Consider the following 26,588-nt stretch of genomic DNA (forward strand, 5'->3'; position numbering starts at 1 on the left):
GGACCAGCGCAGCTGGTGGAGGGGGTTGGCCTGCTCGGCCACGCTTGCGCTTCGGCGATGCCCCCCTCCACCATCCGCTGCGCGGACGGTCCCCCTCCCCGTGCCGGGGAGGAGTTGTGATGCTTGGGCGGTTGAACCATGTCGGGGTTGCGACGCCGTCGATCGAAGCATCGATCGCGATGTATCGTGACCTGCTCGGCGCCAACGCCATCGGGGAGCCGTTCGATCTACCGGCGCAGGGGGTGAGGGTCTGCTTCATCGATGCGCCCAATACGCAGATCGAACTGATCGAACCGTATGACGACAGCTCGCCGATCTCCGGCTTTCTGGCCAAGAATCCGGCGGGCGGGCAGCATCATCTGTGCTTCGAGGTCGCGGATATCTATGCCGCAATCGCCGACCTGACGTCGAAAGGCGCGCGGGTGCTGGGCGCGCCGCGGATCGGGGCGCACGGGACGCCGATCGTCTTCGTCCATCCGCGCGACATGGGCGGGGTGCTGATCGAGTTGGTGGAGACGCCGGTCGGTCACGGATCGCTTCCCCTCGACACTCCGGCCGCTATCTGATTGAACTCCGGTCATGAACAACCCTGTCCGTAAAGCGCCCGGTGGCCCCTCCCCCGTCCGGGCAGAATGGGGCCGGACGGTCGAGGCGAGGCTTGCCGCCATGCCCGGCATCCGCCGCGCCAAGACCGAGGCGGCGGTGCTGTTCGCGCTCCCCGACTTTCTGTCGGAGGATCAATGTGAACTGCTGATGGCGACGATCGATGCCGGACGGCGCAAATCGACGTTGCTGACGAGCAGCAACGATCCGAATTTCCGGACCTCGGACAGCTGCGACCTCGACCGCTGGCACCCGGACCTGCAACCGATCGACGAGCGGATCGCGCATTTGCTCGGCATCCCGCCCGAATATGGCGAGACGATGCAGGGGCAGCGTTACGCCCCGGGGCAGCAGTTCCGCGCGCATGGCGATTATTTCAACGAAAACGAACATTATTGGGCGTCGATGGCGGTACAGGGCGGGCAGCGGACCTGGACGGCGATGGTCTATCTGAACGAGGTCGACCAAGGCGGCGCGACCTGGTTTCCGGTCGCCGGGGTCCGCTTCAATCCGCGTCCGGGCATGCTGATCGCGTGGAACAACATGAACGCCGATGGCAGCCCCAATCTGTCGACGCTGCACGAGGGGATGGCGGTGGTCGAGGGGACCAAGTACATCATAACCAAGTGGTTTCGCGAGCGGCCATGGACGCCGACGGTCCAGCCCTAAGCCACCAAAGTTCACAAAGTTCACACTTGCCACGGTTTTGCGTGGCGCTGTCCCCTATCTCAAAGCACCAAGTCATCCTGGACCCGGTCCGAAGTGACGATGATGGTCCCTGATGGGGCTGTAGGAAAGCGAAAGCGGGGCAGCGGGTCGTCGGGAAACGACCCGCTGCCTAGGTCTTATGCCTTCTTGCGCGCCCGCTTCGGGGCGGCGGCGGCTTCGGTGTCTTCTTCCTCGTCGGGTGCTTCTTCGCCCGCTTCGCTCAACGCTTCGCCGAGAGCACGCAGCTTGTCCTGCTGCTTGTCGGATTTCTCGGCGATCTTGGTCGTGGCCGCACCCAAGCGGTGAAGCAGGTCGTGGACCCGATCGCTGTCCGGCGCGTCCTTTTCCAGTTGCTTGCGCAGCGAGGCGAGGTCGCGCAGGATGCCTTTGGCGCCCGGCACGTCGGTATCGGCCAGCGCCGCTTCCCAATCCTCGATCATCGTCGCGCCCTTGGCGGGCTTGGTTTCGTCCAGTCCGCGATTGATCGCGTTCATCGTTCCGGCGAATTTAACGGCCATGCAAAGGCTCCTCGAACGGCAAGCTGCACGCGCAGCCGCCGGACAACGAGCGAAGCCGGAGCCGGCCCCGGCAATAACCAACTATTTGTTTTTGCCGGGGTCCGGAACCTTCGTCAGTCGACGCGGATGCGGGTGCCGCTGTCAAAACCGCCGGCCATCAGCCGCACGATCGCATCCGCGACACGCTCTGGCGGCTTTACCGATTGGGGATCTTCGCCAGGATAGGCACGTTCGCGCATCTTCGTCCGGGTAGCACCAGGATCGACGATCGCGGTACGGACCGGCGAGATGTTCGCCATTTCGAGGCCGTAGCTGGCGATGATGTTGTCGAACGCCGCCTTCGACGCGCCGTACATGCCCCAATAGGCACGCGGGGCGGCGCCAACCGACGAGGTGACGCCGACCACCCTGCCCGACCGTGCCAGCCGCAGCATCGGCGAGAAGGCTGCGATCAGCGCGGCATTGGCGGTGACGTTGAGCGCCATCACCTTGTCGAATTCCTTTAGATCGAACGACGGCACCGGCCCCAGCGTACCTAGCGCGCCAGCGTTGAGCACCAGCATGTCGAGCGCGCGCCAGCGTTCGGCAATCGCCGACACCAGTTGCGGAATGGCAGTACGATCAAAGAGGTCGACCGGCGCGATCGTCGCCGAACCGCCGGCGGCATAGATCGCGTCCTCGACCTCCTCCAGCCCGCCGGTGGTGCGCGCGGTCAGGATGACGTGCGCGCCCTCTGCGGCCAATGCGATGGCGGTGGCGGCACCGATGCCGCGGCTGGCACCGGTGATGAGGGCCAGCTGCCCCTTCAGCCGATCGCTCATCCGACGCGTTCGGCCAGCACCGCGAGTTGATCGACCGAGCTGGTTTCGTCCTGATCGGTCAGCGGGGTCGGATAGTCGCCGGTGAAGCAGGCGTCGCAATATTTCGGACGGACCGAAGTGCGCGATGCCTCGCCGAGTGCCCGGTACAGCCCGTCGATCGAGACGAAGGCAAGGCTGTCCGCCTGGATATAGTCGGTCATGCCGCCGAGATCGAATTTGGCGGCGAGCAGCTTGGCGCGTTCAGGCGTGTCGACGCCGTAGAAGCAGCTATGCCGGGTCGGTGGGGAAGCGATGCGCATATGCACTTCGGCGGCACCGGCATCGCGCATCATCTGCACGATCTTGAGCGACGTCGTGCCGCGCACGATCGAGTCGTCGATCAGGACGATACGCTTGCCCTCGATCAGCTTGCGGTTGGCATTGTGCTTCAGCTTTACACCGAGATGGCGGACCTTGTCGCCCGGCTGGATGAAGGTGCGGCCGACATAGTGCGAGCGGATGATACCCAGTTCGAACGGGATGCCCGACGCCTGCGCATAGCCGATCGCGGCCGGCACACCCGAATCAGGGACCGGGATGACCAGATCGGCCTCGACCGGGTTTTCCTGTGCCAGTTCGGCACCGATCGCCTTGCGCACCGAATAGATCGAGCGGTCGTCGCTAATCGAATCGGGGCGCGAGAAATAGACCCATTCGAAGATGCAGGGACGTGGGGAAAGCGGCGCGAACGGGCGGATCGAGCGCAGTTCGCCATTCTTGACGATGACCAGCTCGCCGGGTTCGACTTCGCGCACGAATTCGGCACCGACCACGTCGAGCGCGACGGTTTCGGAAGCGAAGATATAGGCGTCGTCGCCGAGCTTGCCCATCACCAGCGGCCGGATGCCGAGCGGGTCGCGGCAGGCGATCATCCCCTCGGGCGTCATGCAGATCAGCGAATAGGCGCCCTCGACCTGCTTCAACGCGTCGATGAACCGGTCGAGCAGCGTCCGATAGTTGGACGTCGCGACGAGGTGGATGATGACTTCGGTATCGCTGGTCGACTGGAAGATCGATCCGGTGCGGACCAGATCCTTCCGCAGTCGCATCGCGTTGGAAAGATTGCCGTTATGCGCCACCGCGAACCCACCCGACGCCAGTTCGGCATAGAGCGGCTGGATGTTGCGATTCGACGTCTCGCCGGTGGTCGAATAGCGGACATGGCCGCAGGCGGTGGCGCCGGGCAGCGATTCGATCACGTCAGGGCGATCGAAATTGCCCGCGACATGGCCCTGCGCCCGCTGGGTATGGAACATCGCGCCGTCCCAGCTGCAGATGCCGGCCGCTTCCTGCCCGCGATGCTGGAGCGCGTGGAGGCCGAGGGCCACCAGCGCCGCAGCGCCGTCCGCGCCGGATACACCGAAAATGCCGCACTCTTCGCGCAGCTTGTCGTCGTCGAATGGATGGGTGGTGAACATAGGCCCTTCCGGGGATAAGCGTGTCACACGGCTGCCATATAGGCAGGCGGAATCGATTTGTCGCCCTTTGATCGTCGATTGCGGCGGAACCATGATCGACGATAGGAGTTGCGGCGATGGACAATCGCGATACCGGACTGGTGCTCAACCCGAAATTCGATGCCGATGGGCTGCTGACCGCTATCGCCGTCGACGCCGCCAGCGGCGAACCGCTGATGGTCGCCTTCATGAACGACGAAGCCCTGCGCCTGACGCTGGAAACGCGCGAGGCGACCTTCTGGTCGCGGAGCCGGGGGCGGTTGTGGAAGAAGGGCGAGACGTCGGGCAACGTCCTGCGCGTGGTCGAGGCACGGATCGATTGCGATCAGGATGCACTGTGGCTGCGGTGCGAACCGGCGGGGCCCGCGTGCCATACCGGGGCGGACAGTTGCTTCTTCCGGCGGATCGAGGGCGATCGGCTGGTGCCCGCGACGTGAGACTCTGGATTGCGGCGGCGCTGCTGCTGGCGGGATGTTCGCCATCGTCGACGACCGACAGCGCGCCAGCCACGCTGGAGGAAGCGGCGATCGCGCGCGGCGTGGTGCGCGATCCGGCGACGGCAACACCGACCGGGCTGTATGCCCGCGAGGACGACCGACTATGCATCGCTGTAGAGCGGATCGGCATGTTCGTCGATTATGGCGACGATATTGGTTGCAGCGGCCATGGGAGCTTCACCCGCGAGGGGGAAACGCTACGGATCGACCTTGGCGGCGGCTGTACGTTCGGGGCGACCTATGACGGGGACCATATCCGCCTTGCCGGCGCGGTGCCGGCGGCGTGCAGGCGGCTGTGTACCCGGCGCGCTTCGCTGGCGGGGTTCGAAGTCGACCGGCTGAGCGACAGCGGATCGGAGGCGGCGGCGCTGCGCGATCCCAAGGGGCGACAATTATGCGGGTGACGCCGCCGCCGGCCGTTTGACCAGCGTGACCTGTGCCACAGTGATGCCGCCACCACGAAAGCCGCCTTCGCAATACATCAGATAGTAGCGCCACAGATCGGCGAAGCGGTCGTCGATCATCGGCAGGCGGCCTTCGGCGCGGGCCTTGTCGAACGCCTGCCGCCAGCGGCGTAGGGTCTCGGCATAGTCGAGGCCGAAGCGGCGAACGTCCCGCCATGCGAGGCCGCGTGCCTCGGCAAGGGCACGGAAACGCGGCTCGGACAACAACATGCCGCCCGGAAAGACATGCGCCTGGATGAAGTCGACATTGCGCGCATAGGCATCGAACAGCGGCTCGGCGATGGCGATATACTGGATCGCGGCGCGGCCGCCGGGTTTCAGGCGCGCGGCGATCGCATCGAGATAGGCGGGCCAATATTCGCGACCGACCGCCTCGACCATTTCGATACTGGCGATCGCGTCATAGGTGCCGGTGACGTCGCGATAATCGGTCAGCGATACGGTGACGCCGGGGAGTGCAAGGGCGTCGACGTGTCGCTTCTGCTCGGTCGACAGGGTGATGGCATCGACCCGCCGCCCCGCATCCGCCGCGGTCCGGGCGAACGAGCCCCAGCCGCAGCCGATTTCGAGGATGCGGTCGCCGGGGCGGGTGGCGGTGCGGTCGAGGATCGCGGTCAGCTTGTTGCGCTGCGCCGCGAAAAGCCCGGTGGCGCCGTCGAAGATCGCGCTGGAATAGGTCAGCGTCGGATCGAGCCATTCGCGGTAGAAGTCGTTGCCGAGGTCGTAATGCGCGGCGATGTTGGCGCGGGCGCCGGGTCGGTCGTTGCGCCGCGCGCGGTGGGCGAGGCGGCGCAGCAGGCGCGATATGCCGCCCGCGCGGGCCGAGCCGCGGAGCGTTTCGGCATTGCGCATGAACAGGTCGAACAGCGGGACCGGATCGGGGCTCGACCAGTCGCCATCGGCCCATGCCTCGTACCACCCGGCTGATCCGCCCCGCGCAAGCCGCCACATCGCCCGCCAGCGGTGCAGGACGACCACGGCGACCGGCCCCGGCGCATGGCCGCCGATGCGGCGGGTGCTGCCATCGGGCAAGGTCGCGTGGATCGCACCGACGGTCAGGGCGGCATCGATCCGGGCCAAGGCCCGGCGAAACAAGGGGGAAAGGATGCGGAAGCGGTCGGACGACATCGCGCGCCTACATGCACGACGCACGGGCGCCGACAAGGGGGATCAGATGCCGCGCGCCGCCGTCAGCGCCCGTTCGCGCGCTTCGCGATGGTCGATGATCTTTTCGGGATAGTCCTTCGGTCGGCAACCGGCGGCGTCGGGGTCGTGGATCGCTTCGTCCGAGAGATGCGCCAGTTCGGGCACCCAGCGGCGGATATAGTCGGCGGCGTCGAACTTCTCCGACTGGGTCAGCGGCGCCATGATCCGACCGAACATGTTCGAATCGACCCCGGTGCCGGCGACCCATTGCCAATTCACGGCATTGTTGCCGAAATCGGCATCGACCAGACAGTCCCAGTACCAGCGCTCGCCCTCACGCCAGTCGATCAGCAGATGCTTGATGACGAAGGACGCGGCGATCATCCGCACGCGATTGTGCATCCAGCCGATCTGCCAGAGCTGGCGCATGCCGGCGTCGACGATCGGATAGCCGGTGCGGCCCTGTTGCCATGCCTTCAGGTCGCGGGTCGCCTGCGCGCCGCTGCGCCATTTCAGCTTGTCGTAACGCGGGCGGCCGTTGGCATCGGCATAGTCGGGCATCGACAGGATGACGCCGCTGGAAAAATCACGCCAGGCCAGTTCCTTGCGGTAGGTGGTCAGGCTGTCGCCCGGTTCGTCGAGCGCGGCCCAGACCTGTCGCGGGGAAATCTCGCCATGATGCAGGTGCGGCGACAGGTTCGAGCTGCCGTCGATCGAGGGCAGGTTGCGCGCCTCCGCATAGTCGTCGAGGCGGGTGGCGAAGGATTTCAACGCTTTCAACGCGCCGTCCTCGCCCGGCTGCCATGATTTGGCGAAGGCGGTCGACCAGTCCGGCTTCGTCGGCAGCAGGTCCCAATCGGTCAGCTTGTCCGATTTCGGCCATTTTTCCGGCGTGGGAATGGAGCGCGGCATTGCCACCGGATCGTCCGGCGGCAGCATCTGGTTCAGCGCCTTCCAATAGGACGAATAGATTTTGAACATGCCGCCCGAACCGGTGCGGACGCATTCGGGCGGACGGAGATGGTTGCCGTCGTGCAACGTCAGATCGTCGCCCAGTTCGTCCTGTGCCTTGACCCACCAGGGTTCGTAATGTTGCATGGCGTGCACATGGGTCGCGCCGGTTTCGTGCATCAGCTTGCGGAGTTCAGCGACGGCCTCGCCCCGACGGAGAATTAGGCGCGATCCCTTTGCCTGCAGCGCGCCGTCCATGGCGGCGAGGCTGTGGTGCAGCCACCAACGCTGGGCACCGCCGATCGCCCAGTCGCCGGGGCTCTGGTCATCGAGGATATAGACCGGGATAACGGCGCCTGCTTCGGTGGCGGCGACGAGCGCGGGCTGGTCGCGCAGGCGGAGGTCCTGGCGGAGCCAGAGGAGGACGGGTTCGGTCATGCGCAAGGCGTTACGCCTGCACGACGATCCCGGTTCCCTGCGCCACGGCGACGATCGACGCGACGTGGCGATGCGCGACTTCGAGCAAGTCGCCATAGCCCCCGCCCAGAGCACTTGCGATCGGCAGGCCGCGTGTCCGCGCCAGTTGTCCGATCCAACGGTCGCGTTCGTTCAGCCCCGCCTGGGTCAACGCCAGCCGCCCCAGCCGGTCGTCGGCGAAGGGATCGACCCCCGCCTGGTAGAGCAGCAGCGACGGCGCGAAACTGTCCAGCAGCGGGACAAGCGTTGCCGCGAGCGTCGAGAGATATTCGTCGTCGCCGACCCCGTCGGCCAGACCGATATCCAGCGTCGAGCGCGCCTTTCGCGCCGGAAAATTCTTTTCGGCATGGATCGAATAGGTGGCGAGCCCGGTACGACCGGCGAGCAGCGAGGCGGTGCCGTCGCCCTGATGCACGTCGACATCGATCACCAGCACCCGGTCGCACGTTCCTTCGTCGACCAGCCGGTTCGCGGCGATGGCGAGGTCGTTGAACACGCAATAGCCCGCGCCCGTATCGGCCAGCGCATGGTGGCTGCCCCCCGCGGTGTTGGCGGCATAGCCGCGTTCCATCGCGACGCGCGCGGCGGCATAGGTGCCGCCGGGAACCGCGACGGCACGCAATGCCATGGGCGGGGTGACGGCGAAACCGATCCGGCGTTCCTTGGCCGGCGGCACGCGCGCCTCGATCACCTCGGCGACATAGCTGTCGTCGTGGACCGCCTCGATCCAGCGACGCGGCATCGGTTCGCCTTCGTGCCAGTCGATCGCCGACCCCATATCGCGCAGCAGGTCGCGGACGAGGCCGTTCTTGCCCCAGCGATAGCGACTGCCCGGCGGGCTTTCGGCGACGTAATGCGGATGGTGGATAACGGGGATCACATAGCAGAGATAAGATGCCGTTGGTCCTCGCAAAAGCGGCGAGGCGCGGCTAGGAAGCGGGCATGGACAAGACCAGCCTCCCCTATCGCCCCTGTGCCGGCGTCATGCTGATGAACCGCGACGGACAGGTGTTCGTCGGACAACGGCTCGATTCGACGCTGGAGGCGTGGCAGATGCCGCAAGGCGGGATCGACGAAGGCGAGGAAGCGATCGAAGCCGCCGTTCGCGAACTGCGCGAGGAAACCGGAGTGATGCCCGACAAGGTGCGGCTGATCGCCGAGGCACCGGGCGAATTCCTCTACGACCTGCCCGACGACATGATCGGCCGGATCTGGAAGGGGAAATGGCGCGGGCAGCGGCAGCGCTGGTTCCTGTTCGCGTTCGAAGGCGAGGATGGCGATATCGACATCGCGACGCCCGAGCCGGAATTCCGCGCATGGCGTTGGGCCGATCCGGCCGACCTGCCGACGATGATCGTGCCGTTCAAGAAGACCTTGTACGAACGGGTTCTTGCGGCCTTCGCCGAGCACCTACATCGGTGAACCGCGCCAAAGCTGCGATGAACGGTTCAGCCGGTCGACAGGCGATCGGCTATAGCGAGCGGTGATGCCCAATCCCGCGCTCCTCCTGCCGCTCGGCCTGTATTTCGCGGAACCGCCACCCGAACCCGATCTGCCGATCGAGATCCGGACGATGCTGGAAGAGGCGATGGCGTCGGGCAACGACAACGACGTCGCGACGATCGTCCGCTATGCGCGCAAGGCTGCGCCGAAACATTCGCAGAAGATCGCCGACCTCGCGTCGCACTATACATTCGAACGGACCGAGAAGACCGAGAAGCGGCTGCGCACCGCATCGTTCGGGGCACTGGTCAAGGGACGCGCCGAGGTTGGCGGCTGGGTGAACAGCGGCAATTCGGACAATCTCGGCATCACGGCCGTGCTCGATCTGTCCCGCGAAGGCTATCGCTGGCGCCACAAGCTGAAACTGCAGGCAGACTATCAGGAAAATAACGGCATTCCGTCGCGCGAACATTATCTCGGCGCGTTCGAGCCCAACTACAAGGTCGACGACCGACTCTATATCTACGGCGCGGCGCAATATGAATCGGACCGGTTCTTCGGCTATTATGATCGTTATTCCGCGTCGAGCGGGGCAGGCTATACCGCCGTCGCGCGCGGGCCGGTGACGCTCGACCTCGAACTCGGGCCGGCGTTCCGGCATACGTCGTTCACCACCGGTACGGTCGAGCGCAATCTGGCGGCGCGCGGATCGGTCGATTTCGACTGGCGGATGACACCCGCCTTGACGCTGCGGCAGGATACGTCGGCCTATGTCCAGGCGGCGAACAGCACCGTCACCAGCCTGACCGCAGTCGATGCCAAGCTGTTGGGGCCGCTATCGGCGCGGCTTTCGTACAACATCCAGTATGAAAGCCGCCCGCCGGTCGGGCGCGTCAACACCGACACCACCGGGCGTGCATCTTTGGTCTATGCTTTCTGAAGCGACCGAACCCGGTTACACCGGGGCATGGATAGGACGTATGAAGATGCCGCTTTGATCGATACGATCGACGCTGCGGCGATGCAGGCACAGGTCGAGCGATGGGTCGCGGTCAATAGCGGCACGCGCAACCTGTCCGGACTGGCGAAGATGGCGGGGCTGCTGGCCGACGACTTCGCTGCGCTGCCCGGCACGATCGAACTGATCGATCCCGATCCGGTGGAGACGGTCGATAGCGACGGCAAGGTCCGGGCGATCGACCATGGCCGTCACCTGCTGCTGCGTGTGCGGCCCGAGGCGCCGGTGCGGATGCTGTTCACCGGGCATATGGACACGGTGTACGGCGCGGATCACGCGTTCCAGACCGCCCGCTATCTACCGGACGGGGCGCTGAACGGTCCCGGTGCTGCCGATATGAAGGGCGGCTTGTCGGTGATGCTCGCCGCGCTGAAGGCGGTCGAGGCCGCGGGGATCGGCGATCGCTTCGGCTATGACGTCGTCATCAATTCTGACGAAGAGACCGGATCGTTCGCGTCGGCGGGGCTGATCGAGAGGATGGCGACAGGTAAGGTCGCGGCATTCACCTATGAACCCGCGCTGCCCGACGGGACGCTGGCGGGTGCGCGCGGCGGGACCGGTAATTTCTCGATCGTGGTCAGCGGCCGCAGCGCTCATGCTGGGCGCAATCCGGAGGAAGGCCGCAACGCCATCGTCGCCGCCGCCGATATCGCGCTGCGGCTCAACGCGGTGAAGGGGCCGCGACTGGCGGTCAATCCGGCACGGATCGAGGGCGGCGGGCCGAACAATGTCGTGCCCGACCATGCGGTGCTGCGGGTCAATTTCCGACCGCATGGGAGCGACGAGATCGCCCGCGCCCGGTCGCAGATCGACGCGGCGACGGCGATGGTCGCCGCCGCCCATGACGTGGGCGTGGCGGTGCATGGCAGTTTCAACCGGCCGCCGAAGCCGATCGATGCCGGGGCTGCGAAGCTGTTCGCGCTGGTACAGGACGTCGGCCGCGACCTGTCGATTCCGATCGGCTGGCGCGACACCGGCGGGGTGTGCGACGGCAACAATATCGCCGCGCAGGGCGTGCCGGTGATCGACACGATGGGGGTGCGCGGCGGCGCGATCCATTCGGCTGACGAATATATGATCGTCGACAGCCTGGCCGAGCGCGCCGCGCTGTCGGCGGTCGCCATCTCGCGTATCGTGGCACAGGGGGGATTGTGACGTTTCGTATCCGCGCAGCTCGCGAAGAAGACCTGAAGTATCTGTATGAAATGGCGAAGCTGACCGGGGGCGGGTTCACCAACCTGCCGCCCGATCGCAATGCGCTGACCACCCGGCTGGAGCGCAGTGCCATCGCGTTCAGCCATGAGGAGGACACGCCGCGCGACGAGGTGTTCGTGCTGGTGCTGGAGAATATCGATACCGGCGAGGTACGCGGCACCTGTCAGGTGTTCACCAAGGTCGGGCAGCGCTGGCCCTTCTATTCCTATCGCGTCGCGACGCTGACCAAGCATAGCGAGGCGCTGGGCCGAACGTTCCGTGCCGATATCCTCAATCTGGTCAACGATCTGGAGGGGTCGAGCGAGGTCGGTGGCCTGTTCCTGCATCCGGGCGAGCGGGCGGGTGGCCTGGGGCTGTTGCTCGCCCGTTCGCGCTATCTGTTCATCGGGCGGCATCGCGGGCGCTTCGCCGACCGCGTGCTGGCCGAATTGCGCGGGATCATCGACGAGGCGGGCGGATCGCCCTTCTGGGACGGGGTGGCCGGGCGCTTCTTCGGCATGACCTTCCAGGACGCCGACCAGTTCAATGCGATCCATGGCAACCAGTTCATCGCGGACCTGATGCCGCGCCATCCAGTCTATATCGCGATGCTGCCCGAGGCGGCGCGGGCGGTGTTTGGCCTGCCCCATCCGACCGGGCGCGCGGCAATGCGGATGCTGGAGAATGAAGGCTTTGCGTATGAGAATTACGTCGACATCTTCGATGGCGGGCCGACCATGACCGCGCGGACCGATCAGATCATGACGATCCGCGACCGGCGCGAGGGCAAGGTCGTTGCCATCGACAATGGCGGCGGCAACGCGTCGTTGCTGTCCACTGGCCGGCTGTCCGATTTCCGCGCCTGTCTGGGGGAGGTGACGGTCCGCGACGACGGCATCGTCATCGATGCGGAGGCGGCGCGGGCGCTGGGCGTCGAGGTCGGCGACACGCTGTGTCATGTGGGGCGGTGACGATGGTGCGCGAAATCAATTTCGACGGGATCATCGGTCCCAGCCATAATTATGCGGGGCTGAGCCACGGCAATCTGGCAGCGACGCGCAATGCCGGCGAAATATCACGCCCGCGCATGGCGGCGTTGCAGGGGATCGCCAAAATGCGGGCGAACCTAGCGCTGGGACTGACGCAGGGCATTCTCCTGCCGCATCCTCGGCCGGACGCGCGCTGGCTAGCGCGACTGGCGACCGATTATGCGCGTGCCGCACCGCATCTGCAGGCCCAGGCGCTGTCGGCGTCGGCGATGTGGGCGGCCAATGCGGCGACCGTGTCGCCGGCCGCCGATTGCGATGACGGACGCTGCCACCTGACCGTCGCGAACCTCGTGACCATGCCGCATCGCAGCCATGAATGGCCGGCGACCCTTAAGCAGCTTGAGCTGGCCTTTGCCGACCCGGCCTTCGCCGTGCATGGGCCGGTACCCGCGCCGTTCGGCGACGAAGGAGCGGCGAACCATATGCGGCTGTGCGAAACGCATGGCACGGCGGGTATCGAGGTGTTCGTCTATGGGGTGAGTGGCGGCCCCTTCCCTGCCCGCCAGCATCGCGAGGCGTGCGAGACGGTGGCGCGCGCGCACGGCCTTGATCCGGCGCGGACGTTGTTCGTACGGCAATCCGACGAAGCGATTGCGGCCGGAGCATTCCACAACGACGTGGTTGCGGTCGCCAACGAGCGCGTGCTGTTTGCGCATGAGCAAGCATTCCACGACCGCGACGGCTTTTTCGCCGATCTGCGCGGCTCGATGCCGTCGGTGGAGATCGTCGAGGTGCCGGCGGCGCGGGTCAGTCTCGCGGATGCGATCGCTTCCTATCTGTTCAACGCGCAGCTGGTGACCTTGGCCGATGGCGGCATGGCATTGATCCTTCCGGCGGAAGCGCGGGCGAACGAACCGGTGTGGACGTGGTTGCAGGAACTGGTCGCGGGCAATGGGCCGATCCGGCGGCTGGAGGTGGTCGACGTCCGCGAATCGATGGCCAATGGCGGTGGTCCGGCTTGCCTGCGGCTGCGGGTGGTGGCCGATCCGGCGACGATCGATCCACGCTTTCTGGTGGACGATGCAAAGCTCGACCGGATCGAGGCGGTGATCGAGGCGCATTGGCCCGAGCGGATCGATCCGGCCGATATCGGCGATCCGGTCCTGATCGATGCGATCGTCGCGGCGCGGCGGGCGCTGCTCGAAGCATTCGACCTTGTCGGGTTAATTGACAGTTAACCACGTTGTGTGGTCCGAAACCGGCGGAAAACCGCCGCTGGTACGTAAATTGCGTACTTTGGAAACATGCTGACGCGGCTCAAGAACCTGTTCACCATCAAGTCGAAGTTCGAGGCGTTCCTCGTCATCTACGGCCTTGCCGTGGGGGCGGTGGAACGCGGCTTCCATTACATGCAACTCTATCCGGGAATCGCCGGCAAGCTGATGTTCGCGGTGTGCCCGATCGCGGTGTTCATGGCGGGCACGCGCATTCTCGATTCGATCGACGCGGACCGCGAGGTTCGCTAGAGCGTCGCATGCCTCGCGAGATTACCGCCTATTCGAACCCGATGGTGAAGGCCGCGCGCAACCTGCGCGAAAAGCGCCATCGCCGCGACCAGCGCCGCTTTCTGGCCGAGGGACTGCGCATCCTGACCGAAGCGCGCGAGGCCGGGTGGCTGCCTGCCGAGCTTTATTTTGCGAGCGACGCGCCGCATCCGCTGCTGGAAACACTGATCGACGAGACCGAGGCGTCGGGGGGCATTGCCATCGCCACGACAGTCGACATCCTGTCGAAGCTGTCGGGGAAGGACAATCCGGGATCGGTGGTCGGCGTCTATGACGAATTCTCGACCGAACTGGCGGGCATCGACCGGCGCAATGCATCGCTCTGGCTGGTCGCCGAACGCCTGCGCGATCCCGGCAATCTGGGAACGATCCTGCGCACCGCCGACGCGACCGGTGCCGGCGGGTTGATCCTGATCGACGATTGTGTCGATCCGTTTTCGGTCGAGGCAGTGCGGGCAAGCATGGGGGCGATCTTCACCGTCGCCGTGGCGCGGGCCGATTGGGCAACGTTCAAGGACTGGTTGCGCAGCGGTCCGGGGACGTTGGTCGGGCTCAGCCTCGATACGACGCAGGATTATCGCGGCGCGACCTATCCCGATCTGACCTTCCTGCTGACCGGCAACGAGGCGCAAGGCATGCCCGAGCATATGGCGGCGGAATGCGATCTGCTGGTCAAGATTCCGATGCTGGGCAAGGCTGACAGCCTGAATGCGGCGGTCGCAACGGCGGTGATGGCGTACACCGTGCTGGGTCAGCACCGTCCCTGAACCTTTGTGCATGCGGCGCATTCAGCGGGGATGACCCGCCCCACCTTCGCCGCCCTGCCCGCCGCCGACCTTGATACGTTGGAACAGCCCAGCATCGTGTTGTTCGGTGCGAGCGAAGCCACGCCTTATGACGATGGTGCGCCGAGCCATTCGGCGGATGCACCCGCCGCGATCCGCGCAGCGTCGCTGGGGTTCGCGCGGCAACTGTCGCAGATCGATTTCGACCTCGGCTTCACGCCCTTTCCGGATCCGGACGATGCGCGCGGTGTCGTCGATCTGGGCGATGTCGATACCCGGCCCGAGGATGCAGCGGGCAATCGCGAGCGTATCGAGGCGACCACGCGCGCGGTGCTGGCGACCGGTGCCGTGCCGATCGTGCTGGGTGGCGACGATTCGGTGCCGATCCCGTTTGCGGCGGGCTTTGCCGATTACGGGCCGTTGATCGTCGTGCAGATCGATGCGCATGTCGACTGGGGTGACGATATCCGTGGGGAACCGCTGGGCTATGGATCGCCGATGCGACGGCTGGCGGAGATGCCGCACGTCACCGGCATGGTGCAGGTCGGCGTTCGGGGCCTCGGCAGCGGCGGCGCTTGGCAGATCGAGGATGCGCGGAACTGGGGCAGCCGGATCGTCACCGCCTATGACCTGATCCGGGGCGGGATCGATGCAGCGATCGATGCGGTGCCTGCGGGCGGGCGCTATCTGGTATCGATCGATTGCGACGGGATAGACCCGACGGCGTTTCCGGCGGTGGCGATGCCGACGCCTGGTGGATTGCGCTATGAGGAGGTCGTGTTGCTACTGACCGCGCTTGCCGAAAAGGGCGAGATCGCCGGGTTGGTTCTGGCGGAATATGTGCCGGAGCGAGACGGTCCGCACCGGCTGTGCGCGGCGATGGCGGCGCGGATCGTGGCGGTGACGATGGGGCTGGTGCTCGGCGATAACGGCCAAACGCCGCCGCGGCCGTCTGCCGCGTAAGCCACATGCGGCCTTCGCCGTATCCTGGCGAAGGCAGGGGTCCAGTTGCGGCAAAGTCTATACTATCGAAACCGATTTATCCCAACTGGGTCCCGGGCTCTGCCGGGGCATGTCCAGTACTAGGTACGTGGGTTTGCGCTATTCCGCGGCGGCACCTTCCGCTTCCACGCGCTCGTCGACCGCATCTTCCGCGGCCGAGATCGCGACCGCCAGCTTGGTCAGCGGGCGTGGCGATTGCTCGACGACCGGCAGCGGTTCGATCGACTTGCCGGCGGTATCGATATTTAGCGTCTCGAACCGCTTGGCCGACGTCATCACCTGCGATTCAAGGCTGCCGACGAAGGCGTTGTAGGCGGCGTTGGCACCTTCCAGGTTCTTGCCGAGCTTGGCGACATGCTCGCCCATTTTGGCGAGGCGGGCATGGAGTTCGCGCCCAAGCTGGCCGATCTGCCGCGCTTCACCGGCCAGCTTTTCCTGCCGCCAGACCGCGGCGACGGTGCGGGCGATGGCGATCAGGTTGGTCGGCGTCGCGATCAGCACGCGGCGGTCGAAGGCATAGTCCCACAGGTCGGGCGCATGTTCGAGCGCGGCGGCGAGGAAATGCTCGCCCGGCACGAACATTACGACATAGTCGGGCGTGTCCTCGAACTGCGACTGGTAGCTCTTCGCGCCGAGCGCGTTGACATGGTTCTTCATCGACGCGACGTGCGCGGTCATGAACGCGGCGCGCTCGATCTCGTCGACCGCCCCGTGTGCGTCCTGATAGGCGTTGAGCGACACCTTGGCGTCGATCACAAGGCTCTTGCCGCCGGGCACCTTGACGATGGCGTCGGGGCGCAGGCGACCGTCACCATGATCGACCGAGACCTCCATCTGGAAATCGGTGTGTTCGGCGAGGCCACAGGTTTCGAGCACGTTGCGCAACTGCTGCTCACCCCAGCGGCCGCGTGCCTTTGGCGCGGAGCGCAGCGCGTTCACCAGCTTGGCCGCCTCGCTCTTCACCGATTCCTGACCGATGCGCATCGCGTCCATCAGGCCCTTGAGCGTGCCATAGGCTTCCTGCCGCTCGCTCTCGACCTTGCCGATGCTGGCTTCGTAGCGCTTCAGCGTCGCCTCGACCGGGGCCAGCAGCGCTTTGAGCTTCATTTCGTTGGTGTCGCCGGCCTGGGCGAAGCGTTCCTGCGCGCGTTGCAGGAAGGATTTCTGCGCGCCGTCGAGCATGATCTGCGCGGTTTCGCGGAACTGCGAGGCCATCGCCTCGCGCGCGTCCTTGAATTCGGTCAGCCGTTCCTCGAACGCAGCGGCATTGGCCTTGAGGGCGGCATGATCGATCAGCAGCGCGTCACGGTCCGCACGGATCTCGGCCAGTTCCTCACGCAGCGCCGGCACGTCCTTGGCGCGTTCGCTGGCGAGTGCCAGATCGGCGATCGCCTGTTTGAAATCGTCCTCGCGCTTGTCGCGCTCTTCGCGCAGCGACTGGACCTGCCGGCTGCCCATCAGCCAGCCGATCGCCAACCCCGCGAGCAGGACGGCGGCGACGATGACGATGACAAGCGGGTCCATGCGATACTCCGGGAGGAACGGACCCGGAACCTACCCCCGCCCCGCCCGCCCGACAAGGCGAAGGGGGATCGGTTCGTCGCTTACGCCGCCTTGCGCGCCTTGTTCAGCTTCTTGATGACCATGTCGCGCTTCAGCCGCGACAGATGGTCGATGAACAGCACGCCGTTCAAGTGATCCATCTCGTGCTGGAGACAGGTCGCCATCAGCCCGTCGAGCCATTCGTCATGCGCGTCACCCTGCTCATCGAGCCACGTCACGCGGCAACGGGCGGGGCGGACGACTTCGGCATATTGTTCGGGGATCGACAGGCAGCCTTCCTGATAGGTCGACAGCTCGTCCGACACTTCCTCAATCACCGGGTTCACGAACGCCTTGGGCGCCTTGACCGGCTTGCCCTCTTCGTCCTCCTGCTCCTGCAGGTCGATCACCAGTACGCGCTTGGGCACCGCGACCTGGATCGCGGCGAGGCCGATGCCGGGGGCATCGTACATCGTCTCGAACATATCGGCGATGAGCGTCCGCACCTCGTCGGTCACGCCTTCTACGGGCTCGGACACGAGGCGGAGGCGGGGATCGGGGATTTCGATGATCGGAAGAATGGCCATAGCGGCTAGCTATGTAGCATAGTTTGGAGCGTCAAGCGACCGGGCGTCGGGCGCGGAGCGCCTGGGCGAGCGTGCCTTCGTCGAGATAGTCGAGCTCGCCCCCGACCGGCAGGCCGTGGGCGAGCTGGGTCAGGCGGACAGGGTATTTCTCGATCCGCTCGGCAATGTAATGGGCAGTGGTCTGCCCCTCCAGCGTGGCATTCATTGCGAGAACGACTTCGTCGATACCGCCCGCCGCGACGCGACCGATCAGCGAGTCGATGGCGAGGTCGTCGGGACGGACACCTTCTAACGCGGAGAGCCGGCCGCCAAGGACATGGAAGCGCCCGGGAAACAGCCGCGCACGGTCGAGCGCCCACAGATCGGCGACCTCTTCGACCACGCATAGCGATCGATCATCGCGGCGCGGATCGGTGCAGATGCCGCACGGATCGGTGGTATCGACATTGCCGCAGGTCGAGCAGGTTGCGAGATTGCGCGCCACTCGGTCGAGCGCGACCAGCAGCGGATCGAGCGCCGTCTCGCGCTTCTTGACCAGATGCAGCACCGCACGCCGGGCCGAACGGGGGCCGAGACCGGGAAGGCGGGAGAGCGCCTGCGTCAGCGCGTCGATTTCGGGAGAGGCCATTGCGCACAAGATAGGGGGTTGCGTGCGCGGACGCCACGGTGTCGAGAGAGGACATGCGGATCATCTTCATGGGCACTCCCGAATTTGCGGTGCCGATCTTTCAGGCACTGGTCGATGCCGGGCATGACCTCGTCGCGGTGTATAGCCAGCCACCGCGCCGCGCGGGGCGCGGCAAGGCGCTGACCCCCTCCCCCGTTCACCGACTTGCCGAATCGCTGGGGATCGGGGTGCGGGTGCCGGCGACGTTGCGCGATCCGGCGGTGCAAGCGGACTTCCAAGCGCTGAAGGCGGACGTGGCGGTGGTGGCGGCCTATGGCTTGCTGTTACCGCGGGTGGTGCTGGATGCGCCCCGGCTAGGGTGTCTGAACGTCCATGGTTCGTTGCTGCCGCGATGGCGCGGGGCGGCGCCGATCCAGCGCGCAATCCTTGCCGGCGACACCGAGACCGGGGTCGGCATCATGCAGATGGCGGCGGGGATGGATACGGGGCCGGTGCGGCTGGAGGGGCGGACGCCGGTCGCCGACAAGACCGCGGGCGAGCTGGCCGGGGAACTGAGCGCGATGGGCGCGCGACTGATGCTGCAGGTACTGGCTAATCCGGACGGCTATCCGCCGATCGAGCAGGCAAGCGAGGGGGTGACCCATGCCGCCAAGATCGACAAGAGCGAGGCGCGGTTGCGCTTCGATGGCAGCGCGGTCGATGCCGAGCGGCAGGTGCGGGCGTACAATCCGGCGCCGGGGGCCTTCTTCGAATTGAATGGCGAGCGGGTACGGGTGCTGGCAGCGGAGGTAGTCGACGGGGCCGCAGCGCCGGGAACGGTCATGGACGATGCACTGACCATCGCCTGTGCCGAGGGAGCGTTGCGACCGACGCGGGTCCAGCGCGCCGGGCGGGGAGCGATGACGCCGGCCGAGTTGCTGCGCGGCTTTGCAATCCCCGAGGGCACGCGGCTGGCATGACCCGTTTCGCATTGACGGTCGAATATGACGGGCGGCCGTTCGTCGGGTGGCAGCGCCAGTCCGAAGGGGCGAGCGTACAGGGTTCGATCGAACGCGCGCTGCTGGAGGTCGCCGGCGAGACCGCCGCCGTCCATGCCGCCGGCCGGACCGATGCCGGGGTCCATGCTACCGCGATGCGGGCGCATGTCGATGTCGCCAAGGAGTTCGCGCCGTTCCGGCTGATGGAGGCGCTGAACGCGCGATTGCGGCCTGATCCGGTGGCGATCCTTGATTGCCAGGTCGTGCAAGACGACTGGCATGCGCGCTTCTCGTGCATCCAGCGCGCCTATGTCTATCGCATCGTCTGTCGGCGTGCACCGTTGACGTTCGATCAAGGCTTGGCGTGGCGGGTGCCGCAGGAGCTGGATGTGGCGGCAATGGCCGAAGGAGCGGCGCGGCTGGTCGGGCGGCACGACTTCACGACCTTTCGGTCGGCGCATTGCCAGGCGGATAGCCCGCTGCGGACGCTCGACCGGCTGGAGGTGGAGCGCGACGGCGAGCGGATCGCGATCCATGCCGCCGCCCGCTCGTTCCTGCATCATCAGGTGCGATCGATGGTCGGCTGTCTATCGATGGTCGGACAAGGCAAGCGGACGCCCAACGATCTTGCCGACATCCTCGCCGCACGCGACCGGGCCGCGCTGTGGTTGAACGCGCCGCCCGACGGGCTGTATTTCGTGGGCGCCGACTACCCGTCCTGAGCGTCAAAGTTCACGAAGTTCACACTCGTGCGTGCTTCGCGTCATGCCCAGCTTCTACCTGACCCCGCCGCCGATCCTGAATGGCAGAACAGGGCCGAGTAGGAAAGTCAGCGCACCAGTCGCGCGACCAGTTCGACATGGGTCGACCAGCGAAATTGACCTACCGGCTGCACCCAATCGAGATGGTAGCCGGCTTGCACCAATGTCTTCGCATCACGCGCGAAGCTGCTGGGATTGCACGAAACATAGGCAATGACGGGCACCCTCGCCTCGGCCAGCGCCGCCGCCTGTTCACGCGCGCCGGCGCGGGGCGGGTCGAGGATGACGGCGTCGAACCGGTCGATCTCGGTCGGGGTCAGCGGGCGGCGGAACAGGTCGCGATGGTCGGCGACGACCGGGCGACCGGCGCGGGCGGCGGCGAGCTTCAGCGCCATGATCGCTTCGCGTCCCGCCTCGCCGGCATAGGTGCGGATGTCGGCGCCGCGCGACAGGGTGAAGGTGCCGAGCCCGGCGAACAGATCGGCGACGATCGCCGCACCGGCGACCGCTTCGTCGACCGCAGCGATCAGTGCAGCCTCACCATCGCCGGTCGCCTGCAGGAAGCTGCCGGGCGGGAACGGCACGGGCACGCCGCCCAGCGTCACCGTGACCGGTTCGGGTTCCCACCGCGCCTCCGGCCCCATGCCGTCATCGATTGACAGCCGGGCAAGCCCCTGTTCCTGTGCGAAGATCGTCAGCGCTTCGGCGGCAGCAAGCCCTTCGGCGACCTTACCGATGATGAGGACGTCGATGCCTTGATCGACGCGGGCGAGGTGCACGTCGGCGCGCGTGCGGTCTTTAAGCGCTAGGCCAAGGAGGCGGCGCAGCGGAGCAATCGCGTCGAACAATTCGGGCAGCAGGATATGGCATTCGCGGACGTCGACAATGCGGTGGCTGCCGGCCTCGGTGAAGCCGAGCGTCACCTGCTTGCCGCGGCGGTCGGCATGGAGCGTGGCGCGGCGGCGGGTCTCGGGTGCGGACAGGATTGCCGGGCGGATCGTCGCGGCCAGCGATTGCGAAGCCAGCGCCCCGGCGACGCGGTCTGCGACGAAATCACTTTCAGATTTCAGATTAATATGTTGCAACTGACACCCGCCACAGATTGGGAAGTGACGGCAGGGCGGTTCGGCATGATGCGGTCCCGGCTCGATCGATCCGTCGCCGAGCAGGCGGTCGCCCGGTGCGGCAAAGGGGACATGGATGCCGTCGGCAGTCACGCCCTCGCCACGCGCTGCGACGCGGACGATCACATCGTCGTCGGTCAGCGACATTCGGCGATCGCCTGTCCCAGATGGTCGATCAGCGCATCGGCGACAAAGGCCGGACCGGCAAGGCGCGCGGCGCGGCCGTGGAGCCAGACCGCCTGTTCGGCAGCGGCAGCAGCGCCCGGCCGCAAACGCGCGGCGAGTGTGCCAGCCAGCACGTCGCCCGTGCCTGCGGTGGACAACCACGAAGGGCCGTGGGTGGAAACGATGGCGGAGCCTTGCGGGCAAGCGATCACGGTATCGGGGCCTTTATGCACGATGGTCGCGCGCGCCTGTAGCGCAGCTTCGCGGGTGCGGTCGATCTTGCTGCCGCCCTTTCCGGCAAACATGCGGACAAATTCGCCCTCGTGCGGAGTCAGCCAGGTCGGCGCGGAGCGGGCGGCGATGCGTTCCGGGCCGGTCTGGGCAAGCAGCGAGATCGCGTCGCCGTCGATGACCAGCGGCACATCGGTGGCAAGCGCCCGGTCGAGCAGACTTTGAGCGTGATCGTTGCGACCGAGGCCAGGGCCGATCAGCAAAGCCGCCAGTCGTTCGTCACCCAGCAGCGCGTCCAGATCGTCGCGGCGGACCAGCGCGTCCGGACTGCTCTGCCCCGCTGCGTCGCCAGTCAGCACGACATAGCCCGCGCCGGCCGACAGCGCGGCGCGTGCGGCGAGGCGCGCCGCCCCCGGCATCGCGCCGCCGAGTACCGCGATCAGGCCCCGGCTAAATTTGTGCGCGGTACGGGCCGGCGCGTCGATCCTCGGACGCCGGATCGTCCGGACGTTGGCAGGCAGCGCAATGGCAAGCTCGGCAAGGACGACATGGCCCATGCGTTCCGCATCGGGTCCGGTCGCATGGGCCGGTTTGAGTGCTCCCAACGCGACGGTCAGGTCGGCGCGGCCGGCACCGGCAAAGCATTGCTCGGCATCGCTGTCGACGCCGCTCGGAAGGTCGATCGCGACCACGAAGGCGTTCTTGGACAGGGCAGCGAGGCGGCTGCCGAGGTCGGGTTCAAGCGAACGGCTGACGCCGGTACCGAACAGGCCGTCGACGAGGATCGGTCTCGGCCGTGCATCTTCGATCGACGTTGTCGAACCGGTCCAGGCAGACCGCATTCGAGCGGCGGCACCATCCGACTTTCCCGCGAGCGCGGCGACCGTAACATCGTTACCCCATTGCGCCAGAAGTCTAGCTGCTACAAAGGCATCGCCACCATTATTACCGGATCCTGCGAGAACCAGCATCGGTCTTCCGAAGGCAATACGCTGCACCTGTTGCGCTACGGCGGTGCCGGCGCGTTCCATCAAGGCGTCTTGCGACACGCCGGATGCGAAGGCGGCGGCCTCTGCCGCACGCATCTCGGCAGCGCGCAGGATCGGTGCGCTGGCGGGGAACAGGGTCATCGTGCGACCGGACCGATGGTAGCGGGCAGCCGATAACGCGCGTCGCCGATCGCAACCTCGATCCGGTCATTGCCGATGACGGTCACCCTTGCGTCCTCCGCGCCATCGGCTGCGACGACGCCGCGTCCGTCGCGGGTGATGCGCAGCCGATGAAACCCGCCATCGGGCTGACGCAGCGTCAGGATCGTGTCGCTGCCATCGGCGATACGTTCGATCGTGCAATCGGCCGCGACCGACGCGGTACCGGTCGCACATTCGATACGACCGGCATCAGCGGCGGCGGTGCGCTGCTCCGCCTCGACATTGGCGAGGACGTCCCGGTCGGGTTGTCGATCACAGGCGCCGAGCAGAAGCGCAGGCACCAGGAGAAGGCGTTTGTCGATCATCGGCGATCGATACCACAAGCCGGGCGACCGGTATCCCCGCGTCAGCGCGGATACCGGTCGATCGCACCATCAGATGTCGGCGTAGACGTGGCGCTCCGCCTTCGCACCGGGATGGGTCACCGCGCCCTTATATGCTGGACCGACCGTGGTGGAATAGCGCCACAACGCGCCAGCCTGATAGTCGTTGACGCGCGGTTGCCATTTGGCGCGACGGTCGGCCAGCACGTCGGGCGCGACGTCGAGGTCGATCGTTCCTGCTTCGGCGTCTATGGTGATGATGTCCCCATCCTCGACCAGCGCGATCGGACCGCCTTCGGCCGCCTCGGGACCGACATGGCCGATGCAGAAGCCGCGCGTACCGCCCGAGAAGCGACCGTCAGTGATGAGGGCGACGCTCTCGCCCATGCCCAGCCCGTACAAGGCGGCGGTGGTCGACAACATCTCGCGCATTCCCGGACCACCCTTTGGCCCTTCGTAGCGGATGACGATGACGGTGCCGTCGGTGATGCTACGCGCTTCGACGGCGGCGAAGGCATCTTCCTCGCAATCGAAAACCCGTGCAGTTCCCGTGAATTGCAACCGCTTCATGCCAGCGACCTTCACAATTGCACCATCAGGGGCAAGCGTACCGCGCAGACCAACGACCCCGCCGGTCGGGGTGATCGGCGTCTTGACGTCGTAGATCACCTTCTGGTCCGGGTTCCACGTCACCTCGTCGATATTTTCGCCCAGCGTCTTGCCGGTCACGGTCATGCAGCTGCCGTCGAGCAGGTCGTTGGCGAGCATCGTCTTCATCAGCATGTAGACACCGCCGGCCTCGTACATATCCTTAGCGACATATTTGCCACCGGGCTTAAGGTCGGCAACGTAAGGCGTTGATTTGAAAGCCTCGGCAACGTCGAACAGGTCGAAGTCGATACCGGCTTCCGACGCCATCGCCGGCAGGTGCAGCGCGGCGTTGGTCGAGCCGCCGGTCGCCGCGACGACACGCGCGGCGTTGATGAAGGCTGCACGGGTGGCGATGTCGCGAGGCCGCAGGTTCAGGCGGACAAGCTCCATGACCTGCTTGCCAGCCGCGATCGCGATTTCCTCGCGGCTGCGATAGGGCGCGGGCACCATGTTCGAGTTGGGCAGCGACAAACCGATCGCTTCGCCAACACAGGCCATGGTGTTGGCCGTGAACTGTCCACCACAGGCGCCGTGACCGGGACAGGCGACCTTCTCGAGCGCGGTCAGGTCGTGCAACGGGCAGGTGCCGGCGGCATAGCGGCCGACCGCCTCGAACACGTCGACGACGGTCACGTCGCGGTCCTCGAACCGGCCGGGCAGGATCGATCCGCCATAGACGAAGATCGACGGCACGTTCAGGCGCAGCATCGCCATCATCATGCCGGGCAGCGATTTGTCGCATCCGGCAAAGCCGACCAGTGCGTCGTAGCAATGGCCGCGCACTGACAATTCGACCGAATCGGCGATGACCTCGCGGCTGACCAGCGAGGATTTCATCCCCTGATGGCCCATGGCGATGCCGTCGGTAACGGTGATGGTGTTGAATCGACGCGGCATGCCGCCGCCCGCCACCACGCCCTCGCGCGCTGCATCAGCCTGAAAATCGAGCGTCGTATTGCACGGCGCGCTGTCGTTGCCGGCAGAAGCGAGCGCGACGAAGGGCTTGGCGATATCCTCTTCGGCGATACCCATCGCGTAATAATAGCTGCGATGCGGCGCGCGTTCGGGGCCGACGGAAACATGGCGGCTCGGCAGCCGCGACTTGTCGAATTGCTGGGTCATGGCGACAGCCTATTGCGCAGGAGCGGCGTTCAACGCAAGTCCATTGCGCACTGCGGCGATCATGTCGGTCAAGACCGCGCACCAGTGGGCGACGCCAGCCGGACCGGCGATCAGGTCGTTGCGGATTTCAACCGATAGCGAAGGGATGCCCTGTCCGTCCGCGTGACGATCCAGCGTCGCATTTAGCAGGCGGCCCGAATAGGGTTCCTGATCGCCGGTAGGAATGTCTTGGGCACGAAGAAAGTCGATGGCGATGCGGGCGGCGCGGTCGTCGCGGCCGTAGAGGATGCCGGCCTCCCACGGACGTGGGCCGCCGCCGGTTTCCAGTTGCGGGGTGAAGCTGTGGATCGCGACCATCAGGCGCGGGCGGTTGCGGCGAACCTGTTCGCGGATCGCACGGTGATAGGGCGCGTGGAACCGGGCAATGCGGGCGGCGCGGTCGGCGTCGATATTGGCGGGAATGGCGTGGCCATCCGACACGGTCGGGATCAGGCCGGGATGATCGCTCTGCCGGTGAAGGTCGATGACCAGCCGCGACACGGTGCCGAGAATCGCAGGTGCGTCGAGACGGGCGGACAGCGCATAGCTCAGCGGGCCGGCGCCAATATCCACCCCGATATGCAGTGCCAGCAACTCGGGCGCGATGGCGATATCAGGCGGCACGAATGCCGAGGCATGGTCGCAGAGCAGCAGCAGAGCGGTATCGTGGCCGAGGAGATGGTCGGTCATGCAAACTCCGGCGAGCGGCGGGACTGGAAGGCGGCGAGCCCTTCGCGTAGTTCGGCACCGGCAAAGGCGGCATCGAACCGGGCCTCGCCACCGCGTTCGGCGTTGAGGATGCGCTTGAGTCCGCGCACGGCTTGCGGAGCGTTGGCGGCAATGCGGGTGGCGAGGTCGGCAGCGAAGGGAAAAGCGTCGGGCACGCGGTGATGGACGAGGCCGATCGCCAGCGCTTCGCTCGCGGCGATGGTATCGCCAGTGAACAGCAGCCGGGCGGCGTGACCGCGGCCGACGGCGGCAGTCAGGCGGGCGACATCGGCGGGCGGATAGAGGATGCCGAGCCGGGCGGGCGGTATGGCGAACCGAGCGCCGTCCCCGGCAACGACGATGTCGCAGGCGAGGATCAGCGCCACCGCTGCGCCGAAACAGCCGCCATCGACGGCGGCGATGACCGGCATCGGCAGCGCGGCGACGCCCTCGATCGCGGAAGACAGCGCTTCACGGAAGGCGGTGGCGCGGGCGGGTTCCCGTTGCAACTCGGCAAATTCGGCGATGTCGGCACCAGCCGAAAAGATACCGGGTTCGCGCGATGCGATCAGCACGGCGCGGGCGTCCGAAGCGGCAAGGCGGGTGACGCTGGCGGCAAGTTTGCGCCAGTGGCGGGTCGACAATGCGTTCCTCGCACCGCCGCGCGCCAGCCAGATGGTGGCGATTTGCGTGTCGTGCGTAACCTCGATCATCGGAAAAAAGTGGGCGGCGTCCGAAGAGACCGCCCACGGACGATCCGCGCTTCGCGTCTGATCCGCGCCCATTCTCCTACAAGCTTCGTGCCAGACGTTTTACGGAGGGTGAGTGGCGCACCCTGCCCC

29 protein-coding genes are annotated in these 26,588 nt (G+C 66.2%); 14 read left to right on the forward strand and 15 right to left on the reverse strand.

Annotated features, from left to right (window positions below):
• Positions 1-116: 116 nt before the first annotated feature.
• Both mce and AAIO73_RS03060 read left to right on the forward strand, forming a co-directional pair.
• The gene (mce, locus tag AAIO73_RS03055) at positions 117-566 is read left to right on the forward strand and encodes a methylmalonyl-CoA epimerase (protein ID WP_345876148.1); all 450 of its coding nucleotides are present in this window, start codon (positions 117-119) and stop codon (positions 564-566) included.
• 13 nt (positions 567-579) lie between these two features.
• A complete protein-coding gene (locus AAIO73_RS03060; protein WP_345876149.1) occupies positions 580-1,272 on the forward strand; it encodes a prolyl hydroxylase family protein in 693 nt (230 codons plus the stop codon).
• A gap of 176 nt (positions 1,273-1,448) precedes the next feature.
• Here the strand turns inward: AAIO73_RS03060 and AAIO73_RS03065 are convergent, their stop codons facing one another.
• The 3 genes from AAIO73_RS03065 to purF form a co-directional block, all read right to left on the reverse strand.
• On the reverse strand, positions 1,449-1,829 hold the full coding sequence (locus AAIO73_RS03065) for a hypothetical protein (protein ID WP_345876150.1): 381 nt from the start codon (positions 1,827-1,829) through the stop codon (positions 1,449-1,451).
• A gap of 113 nt (positions 1,830-1,942) precedes the next feature.
• The gene (locus AAIO73_RS03070; protein WP_345876151.1) at positions 1,943-2,650 is read right to left on the reverse strand and encodes an SDR family NAD(P)-dependent oxidoreductase; all 708 of its coding nucleotides are present in this window, start codon (positions 2,648-2,650) and stop codon (positions 1,943-1,945) included.
• On the reverse strand, positions 2,647-4,107 hold the full coding sequence (purF, locus tag AAIO73_RS03075) for an amidophosphoribosyltransferase (protein ID WP_242115716.1): 1,461 nt from the start codon (positions 4,105-4,107) through the stop codon (positions 2,647-2,649). The genes AAIO73_RS03070 and purF overlap by 4 nt, the downstream gene beginning before the upstream one ends.
• 116 nt (positions 4,108-4,223) lie before the next feature.
• Between purF and hisI the strand changes: the two genes are divergently transcribed.
• Complete coding sequence (gene hisI / locus AAIO73_RS03080; protein ID WP_345876152.1) at positions 4,224-4,583, forward strand: phosphoribosyl-AMP cyclohydrolase; 360 nt, start codon at positions 4,224-4,226, stop codon at positions 4,581-4,583.
• Positions 4,580-5,047, forward strand: coding sequence for a hypothetical protein (locus AAIO73_RS03085; RefSeq protein ID WP_345876153.1), 468 nt, complete (start codon positions 4,580-4,582; stop codon positions 5,045-5,047). Before hisI ends, AAIO73_RS03085 begins: the two co-directional genes overlap by 4 nt.
• Here the strand turns inward: AAIO73_RS03085 and AAIO73_RS03090 are convergent.
• The 3 genes from AAIO73_RS03090 to AAIO73_RS03100 are packed head-to-tail and all read right to left on the reverse strand — an operon-like array spanning position 5,036 to position 8,561.
• Positions 5,036-6,235: a class I SAM-dependent methyltransferase gene (locus AAIO73_RS03090; protein ID WP_345876155.1), complete on the reverse strand. Its 1,200-nt coding sequence runs from the start codon at positions 6,233-6,235 to the stop codon at positions 5,036-5,038. The genes AAIO73_RS03085 and AAIO73_RS03090 overlap by 12 nt on opposite strands.
• 42 nt (positions 6,236-6,277) lie before the next feature.
• Positions 6,278-7,642, reverse strand: coding sequence for a cryptochrome/photolyase family protein (locus AAIO73_RS03095; RefSeq protein WP_345876156.1), 1,365 nt, complete (start codon positions 7,640-7,642; stop codon positions 6,278-6,280).
• Between the two features lie 10 nt (positions 7,643-7,652).
• Entirely contained in the window at positions 7,653-8,561 is a 909-nt protein-coding gene (locus AAIO73_RS03100; RefSeq protein ID WP_345876157.1) for a histone deacetylase family protein, read from the reverse strand.
• A 62-nt stretch (positions 8,562-8,623) separates the two neighbouring features.
• Here AAIO73_RS03100 and AAIO73_RS03105 point away from each other — a divergent pair, with 62 nt between their 5' ends.
• The 8 genes from AAIO73_RS03105 to AAIO73_RS03140 all read left to right on the forward strand — a co-directional run bounded on the left by AAIO73_RS03105 (position 8,624) and on the right by AAIO73_RS03140 (position 15,638).
• The gene (locus AAIO73_RS03105; protein WP_345876158.1) at positions 8,624-9,103 is read left to right on the forward strand and encodes an RNA pyrophosphohydrolase; all 480 of its coding nucleotides are present in this window, start codon (positions 8,624-8,626) and stop codon (positions 9,101-9,103) included.
• Between the two features lie 64 nt (positions 9,104-9,167).
• Positions 9,168-10,064 carry a DUF481 domain-containing protein gene (locus tag AAIO73_RS03110; protein ID WP_345876159.1) on the forward strand — a complete coding sequence of 299 codons (897 nt, stop codon included), beginning with the start codon at positions 9,168-9,170 and terminating at the stop codon, positions 10,062-10,064.
• Positions 10,065-10,091: 27 nt separating this feature from the next.
• Complete coding sequence (locus AAIO73_RS03115; RefSeq protein ID WP_345876160.1) at positions 10,092-11,297, forward strand: hydrolase; 1,206 nt, start codon at positions 10,092-10,094, stop codon at positions 11,295-11,297.
• Positions 11,294-12,307 carry an arginine N-succinyltransferase gene (gene astA / locus AAIO73_RS03120; RefSeq protein WP_345876161.1) on the forward strand — a complete coding sequence of 338 codons (1,014 nt, stop codon included), beginning with the start codon at positions 11,294-11,296 and terminating at the stop codon, positions 12,305-12,307. Before AAIO73_RS03115 ends, astA begins: the two co-directional genes overlap by 4 nt.
• Before the next feature lie 2 nt (positions 12,308-12,309).
• Positions 12,310-13,563, forward strand: coding sequence for an N-succinylarginine dihydrolase (locus AAIO73_RS03125; protein ID WP_345876162.1), 1,254 nt, complete (start codon positions 12,310-12,312; stop codon positions 13,561-13,563).
• 66 nt (positions 13,564-13,629) lie between these two features.
• The gene (locus tag AAIO73_RS03130; RefSeq protein ID WP_345876163.1) at positions 13,630-13,851 is read left to right on the forward strand and encodes a hypothetical protein; all 222 of its coding nucleotides are present in this window, start codon (positions 13,630-13,632) and stop codon (positions 13,849-13,851) included.
• A gap of 8 nt (positions 13,852-13,859) precedes the next feature.
• Positions 13,860-14,657 (forward strand): TrmH family RNA methyltransferase, encoded by a 798-nt coding sequence (locus tag AAIO73_RS03135; RefSeq protein ID WP_345876164.1) that lies wholly within the window; start codon positions 13,860-13,862, stop codon positions 14,655-14,657.
• Positions 14,658-14,687: 30 nt separating this feature from the next.
• Positions 14,688-15,638, forward strand: coding sequence for an arginase family protein (locus AAIO73_RS03140; protein WP_345876165.1), 951 nt, complete (start codon positions 14,688-14,690; stop codon positions 15,636-15,638).
• 138 nt (positions 15,639-15,776) lie between these two features.
• Here the strand turns inward: AAIO73_RS03140 and AAIO73_RS03145 are convergent, their stop codons facing one another.
• The 3 genes from AAIO73_RS03145 to recR form a co-directional block, all read right to left on the reverse strand.
• Positions 15,777-17,201 (reverse strand): DNA recombination protein RmuC, encoded by a 1,425-nt coding sequence (locus AAIO73_RS03145; RefSeq protein ID WP_345876166.1) that lies wholly within the window; start codon positions 17,199-17,201, stop codon positions 15,777-15,779.
• Between the two features lie 80 nt (positions 17,202-17,281).
• Positions 17,282-17,806 (reverse strand): peptide deformylase, encoded by a 525-nt coding sequence (gene def / locus AAIO73_RS03150; protein ID WP_345876167.1) that lies wholly within the window; start codon positions 17,804-17,806, stop codon positions 17,282-17,284.
• A gap of 31 nt (positions 17,807-17,837) precedes the next feature.
• The gene (recR, locus tag AAIO73_RS03155; RefSeq protein ID WP_345876168.1) at positions 17,838-18,434 is read right to left on the reverse strand and encodes a recombination mediator RecR; all 597 of its coding nucleotides are present in this window, start codon (positions 18,432-18,434) and stop codon (positions 17,838-17,840) included.
• A 53-nt stretch (positions 18,435-18,487) separates the two neighbouring features.
• Here recR and fmt point away from each other — a divergent pair, with 53 nt between their 5' ends.
• Both fmt and truA read left to right on the forward strand, forming a co-directional pair.
• Entirely contained in the window at positions 18,488-19,393 is a 906-nt protein-coding gene (gene fmt, locus AAIO73_RS03160) for a methionyl-tRNA formyltransferase (protein ID WP_345876169.1), read from the forward strand.
• On the forward strand, positions 19,390-20,133 hold the full coding sequence (truA, locus tag AAIO73_RS03165; protein WP_345876170.1) for a tRNA pseudouridine(38-40) synthase TruA: 744 nt from the start codon (positions 19,390-19,392) through the stop codon (positions 20,131-20,133). The genes fmt and truA overlap by 4 nt, the downstream gene beginning before the upstream one ends.
• A gap of 107 nt (positions 20,134-20,240) precedes the next feature.
• Here truA and AAIO73_RS03170 read toward each other — a convergent pair whose 3' ends face one another.
• The 6 genes from AAIO73_RS03170 to AAIO73_RS03195 form a co-directional block, all read right to left on the reverse strand.
• Positions 20,241-21,443 carry a class I SAM-dependent RNA methyltransferase gene (locus AAIO73_RS03170; protein WP_345876171.1) on the reverse strand — a complete coding sequence of 401 codons (1,203 nt, stop codon included), beginning with the start codon at positions 21,441-21,443 and terminating at the stop codon, positions 20,241-20,243.
• Entirely contained in the window at positions 21,434-22,822 is a 1,389-nt protein-coding gene (locus AAIO73_RS03175) for an NAD(P)H-hydrate dehydratase (RefSeq protein ID WP_345876172.1), read from the reverse strand. The genes AAIO73_RS03170 and AAIO73_RS03175 overlap by 10 nt, the downstream gene beginning before the upstream one ends.
• Positions 22,819-23,208 carry a hypothetical protein gene (locus tag AAIO73_RS03180; RefSeq protein WP_345876173.1) on the reverse strand — a complete coding sequence of 130 codons (390 nt, stop codon included), beginning with the start codon at positions 23,206-23,208 and terminating at the stop codon, positions 22,819-22,821. Before AAIO73_RS03180 ends, AAIO73_RS03175 begins: the two co-directional genes overlap by 4 nt.
• A gap of 69 nt (positions 23,209-23,277) precedes the next feature.
• Entirely contained in the window at positions 23,278-24,999 is a 1,722-nt protein-coding gene (gene ilvD, locus AAIO73_RS03185; RefSeq protein ID WP_345876174.1) for a dihydroxy-acid dehydratase, read from the reverse strand.
• A 9-nt stretch (positions 25,000-25,008) separates the two neighbouring features.
• Positions 25,009-25,728 carry an N-formylglutamate amidohydrolase gene (locus AAIO73_RS03190; RefSeq protein ID WP_345876175.1) on the reverse strand — a complete coding sequence of 240 codons (720 nt, stop codon included), beginning with the start codon at positions 25,726-25,728 and terminating at the stop codon, positions 25,009-25,011.
• Positions 25,725-26,459, reverse strand: coding sequence for an enoyl-CoA hydratase/isomerase family protein (locus tag AAIO73_RS03195; protein ID WP_345876176.1), 735 nt, complete (start codon positions 26,457-26,459; stop codon positions 25,725-25,727). The genes AAIO73_RS03190 and AAIO73_RS03195 overlap by 4 nt, the downstream gene beginning before the upstream one ends.
• Positions 26,460-26,588 lie beyond the last annotated feature (129 nt).

Origin of the sequence: Sphingomonas epibiotica (genome assembly GCF_039615155.1) — a bacterium.
GTDB lineage: Bacteria > Pseudomonadota > Alphaproteobacteria > Sphingomonadales > Sphingomonadaceae > Sphingomonas.

Bases quoted from the DNA above. Each gene is read 5' to 3' on its own strand.
- AAIO73_RS03060 (WP_345876149.1), top strand. From the start codon at position 580: ATGAACAACCCTGTCCGTAAAGCGCCCGGTGGCCCCTCCCCCGTCCGG.
- AAIO73_RS03065 (WP_345876150.1), bottom strand. From the start codon at position 1,829: ATGGCCGTTAAATTCGCCGGAACGATGAACGCGATCAATCGCGGACTG.
- AAIO73_RS03070 (WP_345876151.1), bottom strand. From the start codon at position 2,650: ATGAGCGATCGGCTGAAGGGGCAGCTGGCCCTCATCACCGGTGCCAGC.
- purF (WP_242115716.1), bottom strand. From the start codon at position 4,107: ATGTTCACCACCCATCCATTCGACGACGACAAGCTGCGCGAAGAGTGC.
- hisI (WP_345876152.1), top strand. From the start codon at position 4,224: ATGGACAATCGCGATACCGGACTGGTGCTCAACCCGAAATTCGATGCC.
- AAIO73_RS03090 (WP_345876155.1), bottom strand. From the start codon at position 6,235: ATGTCGTCCGACCGCTTCCGCATCCTTTCCCCCTTGTTTCGCCGGGCC.
- AAIO73_RS03095 (WP_345876156.1), bottom strand. From the start codon at position 7,642: ATGACCGAACCCGTCCTCCTCTGGCTCCGCCAGGACCTCCGCCTGCGC.
- AAIO73_RS03105 (WP_345876158.1), top strand. From the start codon at position 8,624: ATGGACAAGACCAGCCTCCCCTATCGCCCCTGTGCCGGCGTCATGCTG.
- AAIO73_RS03110 (WP_345876159.1), top strand. From the start codon at position 9,168: ATGCCCAATCCCGCGCTCCTCCTGCCGCTCGGCCTGTATTTCGCGGAA.
- AAIO73_RS03115 (WP_345876160.1), top strand. From the start codon at position 10,092: ATGGATAGGACGTATGAAGATGCCGCTTTGATCGATACGATCGACGCT.
- AAIO73_RS03125 (WP_345876162.1), top strand. From the start codon at position 12,310: ATGGTGCGCGAAATCAATTTCGACGGGATCATCGGTCCCAGCCATAAT.
- AAIO73_RS03130 (WP_345876163.1), top strand. From the start codon at position 13,630: ATGCTGACGCGGCTCAAGAACCTGTTCACCATCAAGTCGAAGTTCGAG.
- AAIO73_RS03135 (WP_345876164.1), top strand. From the start codon at position 13,860: ATGCCTCGCGAGATTACCGCCTATTCGAACCCGATGGTGAAGGCCGCG.
- AAIO73_RS03140 (WP_345876165.1), top strand. From the start codon at position 14,688: ATGACCCGCCCCACCTTCGCCGCCCTGCCCGCCGCCGACCTTGATACG.
- AAIO73_RS03145 (WP_345876166.1), bottom strand. From the start codon at position 17,201: ATGGACCCGCTTGTCATCGTCATCGTCGCCGCCGTCCTGCTCGCGGGG.
- def (WP_345876167.1), bottom strand. From the start codon at position 17,806: ATGGCCATTCTTCCGATCATCGAAATCCCCGATCCCCGCCTCCGCCTC.
- recR (WP_345876168.1), bottom strand. From the start codon at position 18,434: ATGGCCTCTCCCGAAATCGACGCGCTGACGCAGGCGCTCTCCCGCCTT.
- fmt (WP_345876169.1), top strand. From the start codon at position 18,488: ATGCGGATCATCTTCATGGGCACTCCCGAATTTGCGGTGCCGATCTTT.
- truA (WP_345876170.1), top strand. From the start codon at position 19,390: ATGACCCGTTTCGCATTGACGGTCGAATATGACGGGCGGCCGTTCGTC.
- AAIO73_RS03170 (WP_345876171.1), bottom strand. From the start codon at position 21,443: ATGTCGCTGACCGACGACGATGTGATCGTCCGCGTCGCAGCGCGTGGC.
- AAIO73_RS03175 (WP_345876172.1), bottom strand. From the start codon at position 22,822: ATGACCCTGTTCCCCGCCAGCGCACCGATCCTGCGCGCTGCCGAGATG.
- AAIO73_RS03180 (WP_345876173.1), bottom strand. From the start codon at position 23,208: ATGATCGACAAACGCCTTCTCCTGGTGCCTGCGCTTCTGCTCGGCGCC.
- ilvD (WP_345876174.1), bottom strand. From the start codon at position 24,999: ATGACCCAGCAATTCGACAAGTCGCGGCTGCCGAGCCGCCATGTTTCC.
- AAIO73_RS03190 (WP_345876175.1), bottom strand. From the start codon at position 25,728: ATGACCGACCATCTCCTCGGCCACGATACCGCTCTGCTGCTGCTCTGC.
- AAIO73_RS03195 (WP_345876176.1), bottom strand. From the start codon at position 26,459: ATGATCGAGGTTACGCACGACACGCAAATCGCCACCATCTGGCTGGCG.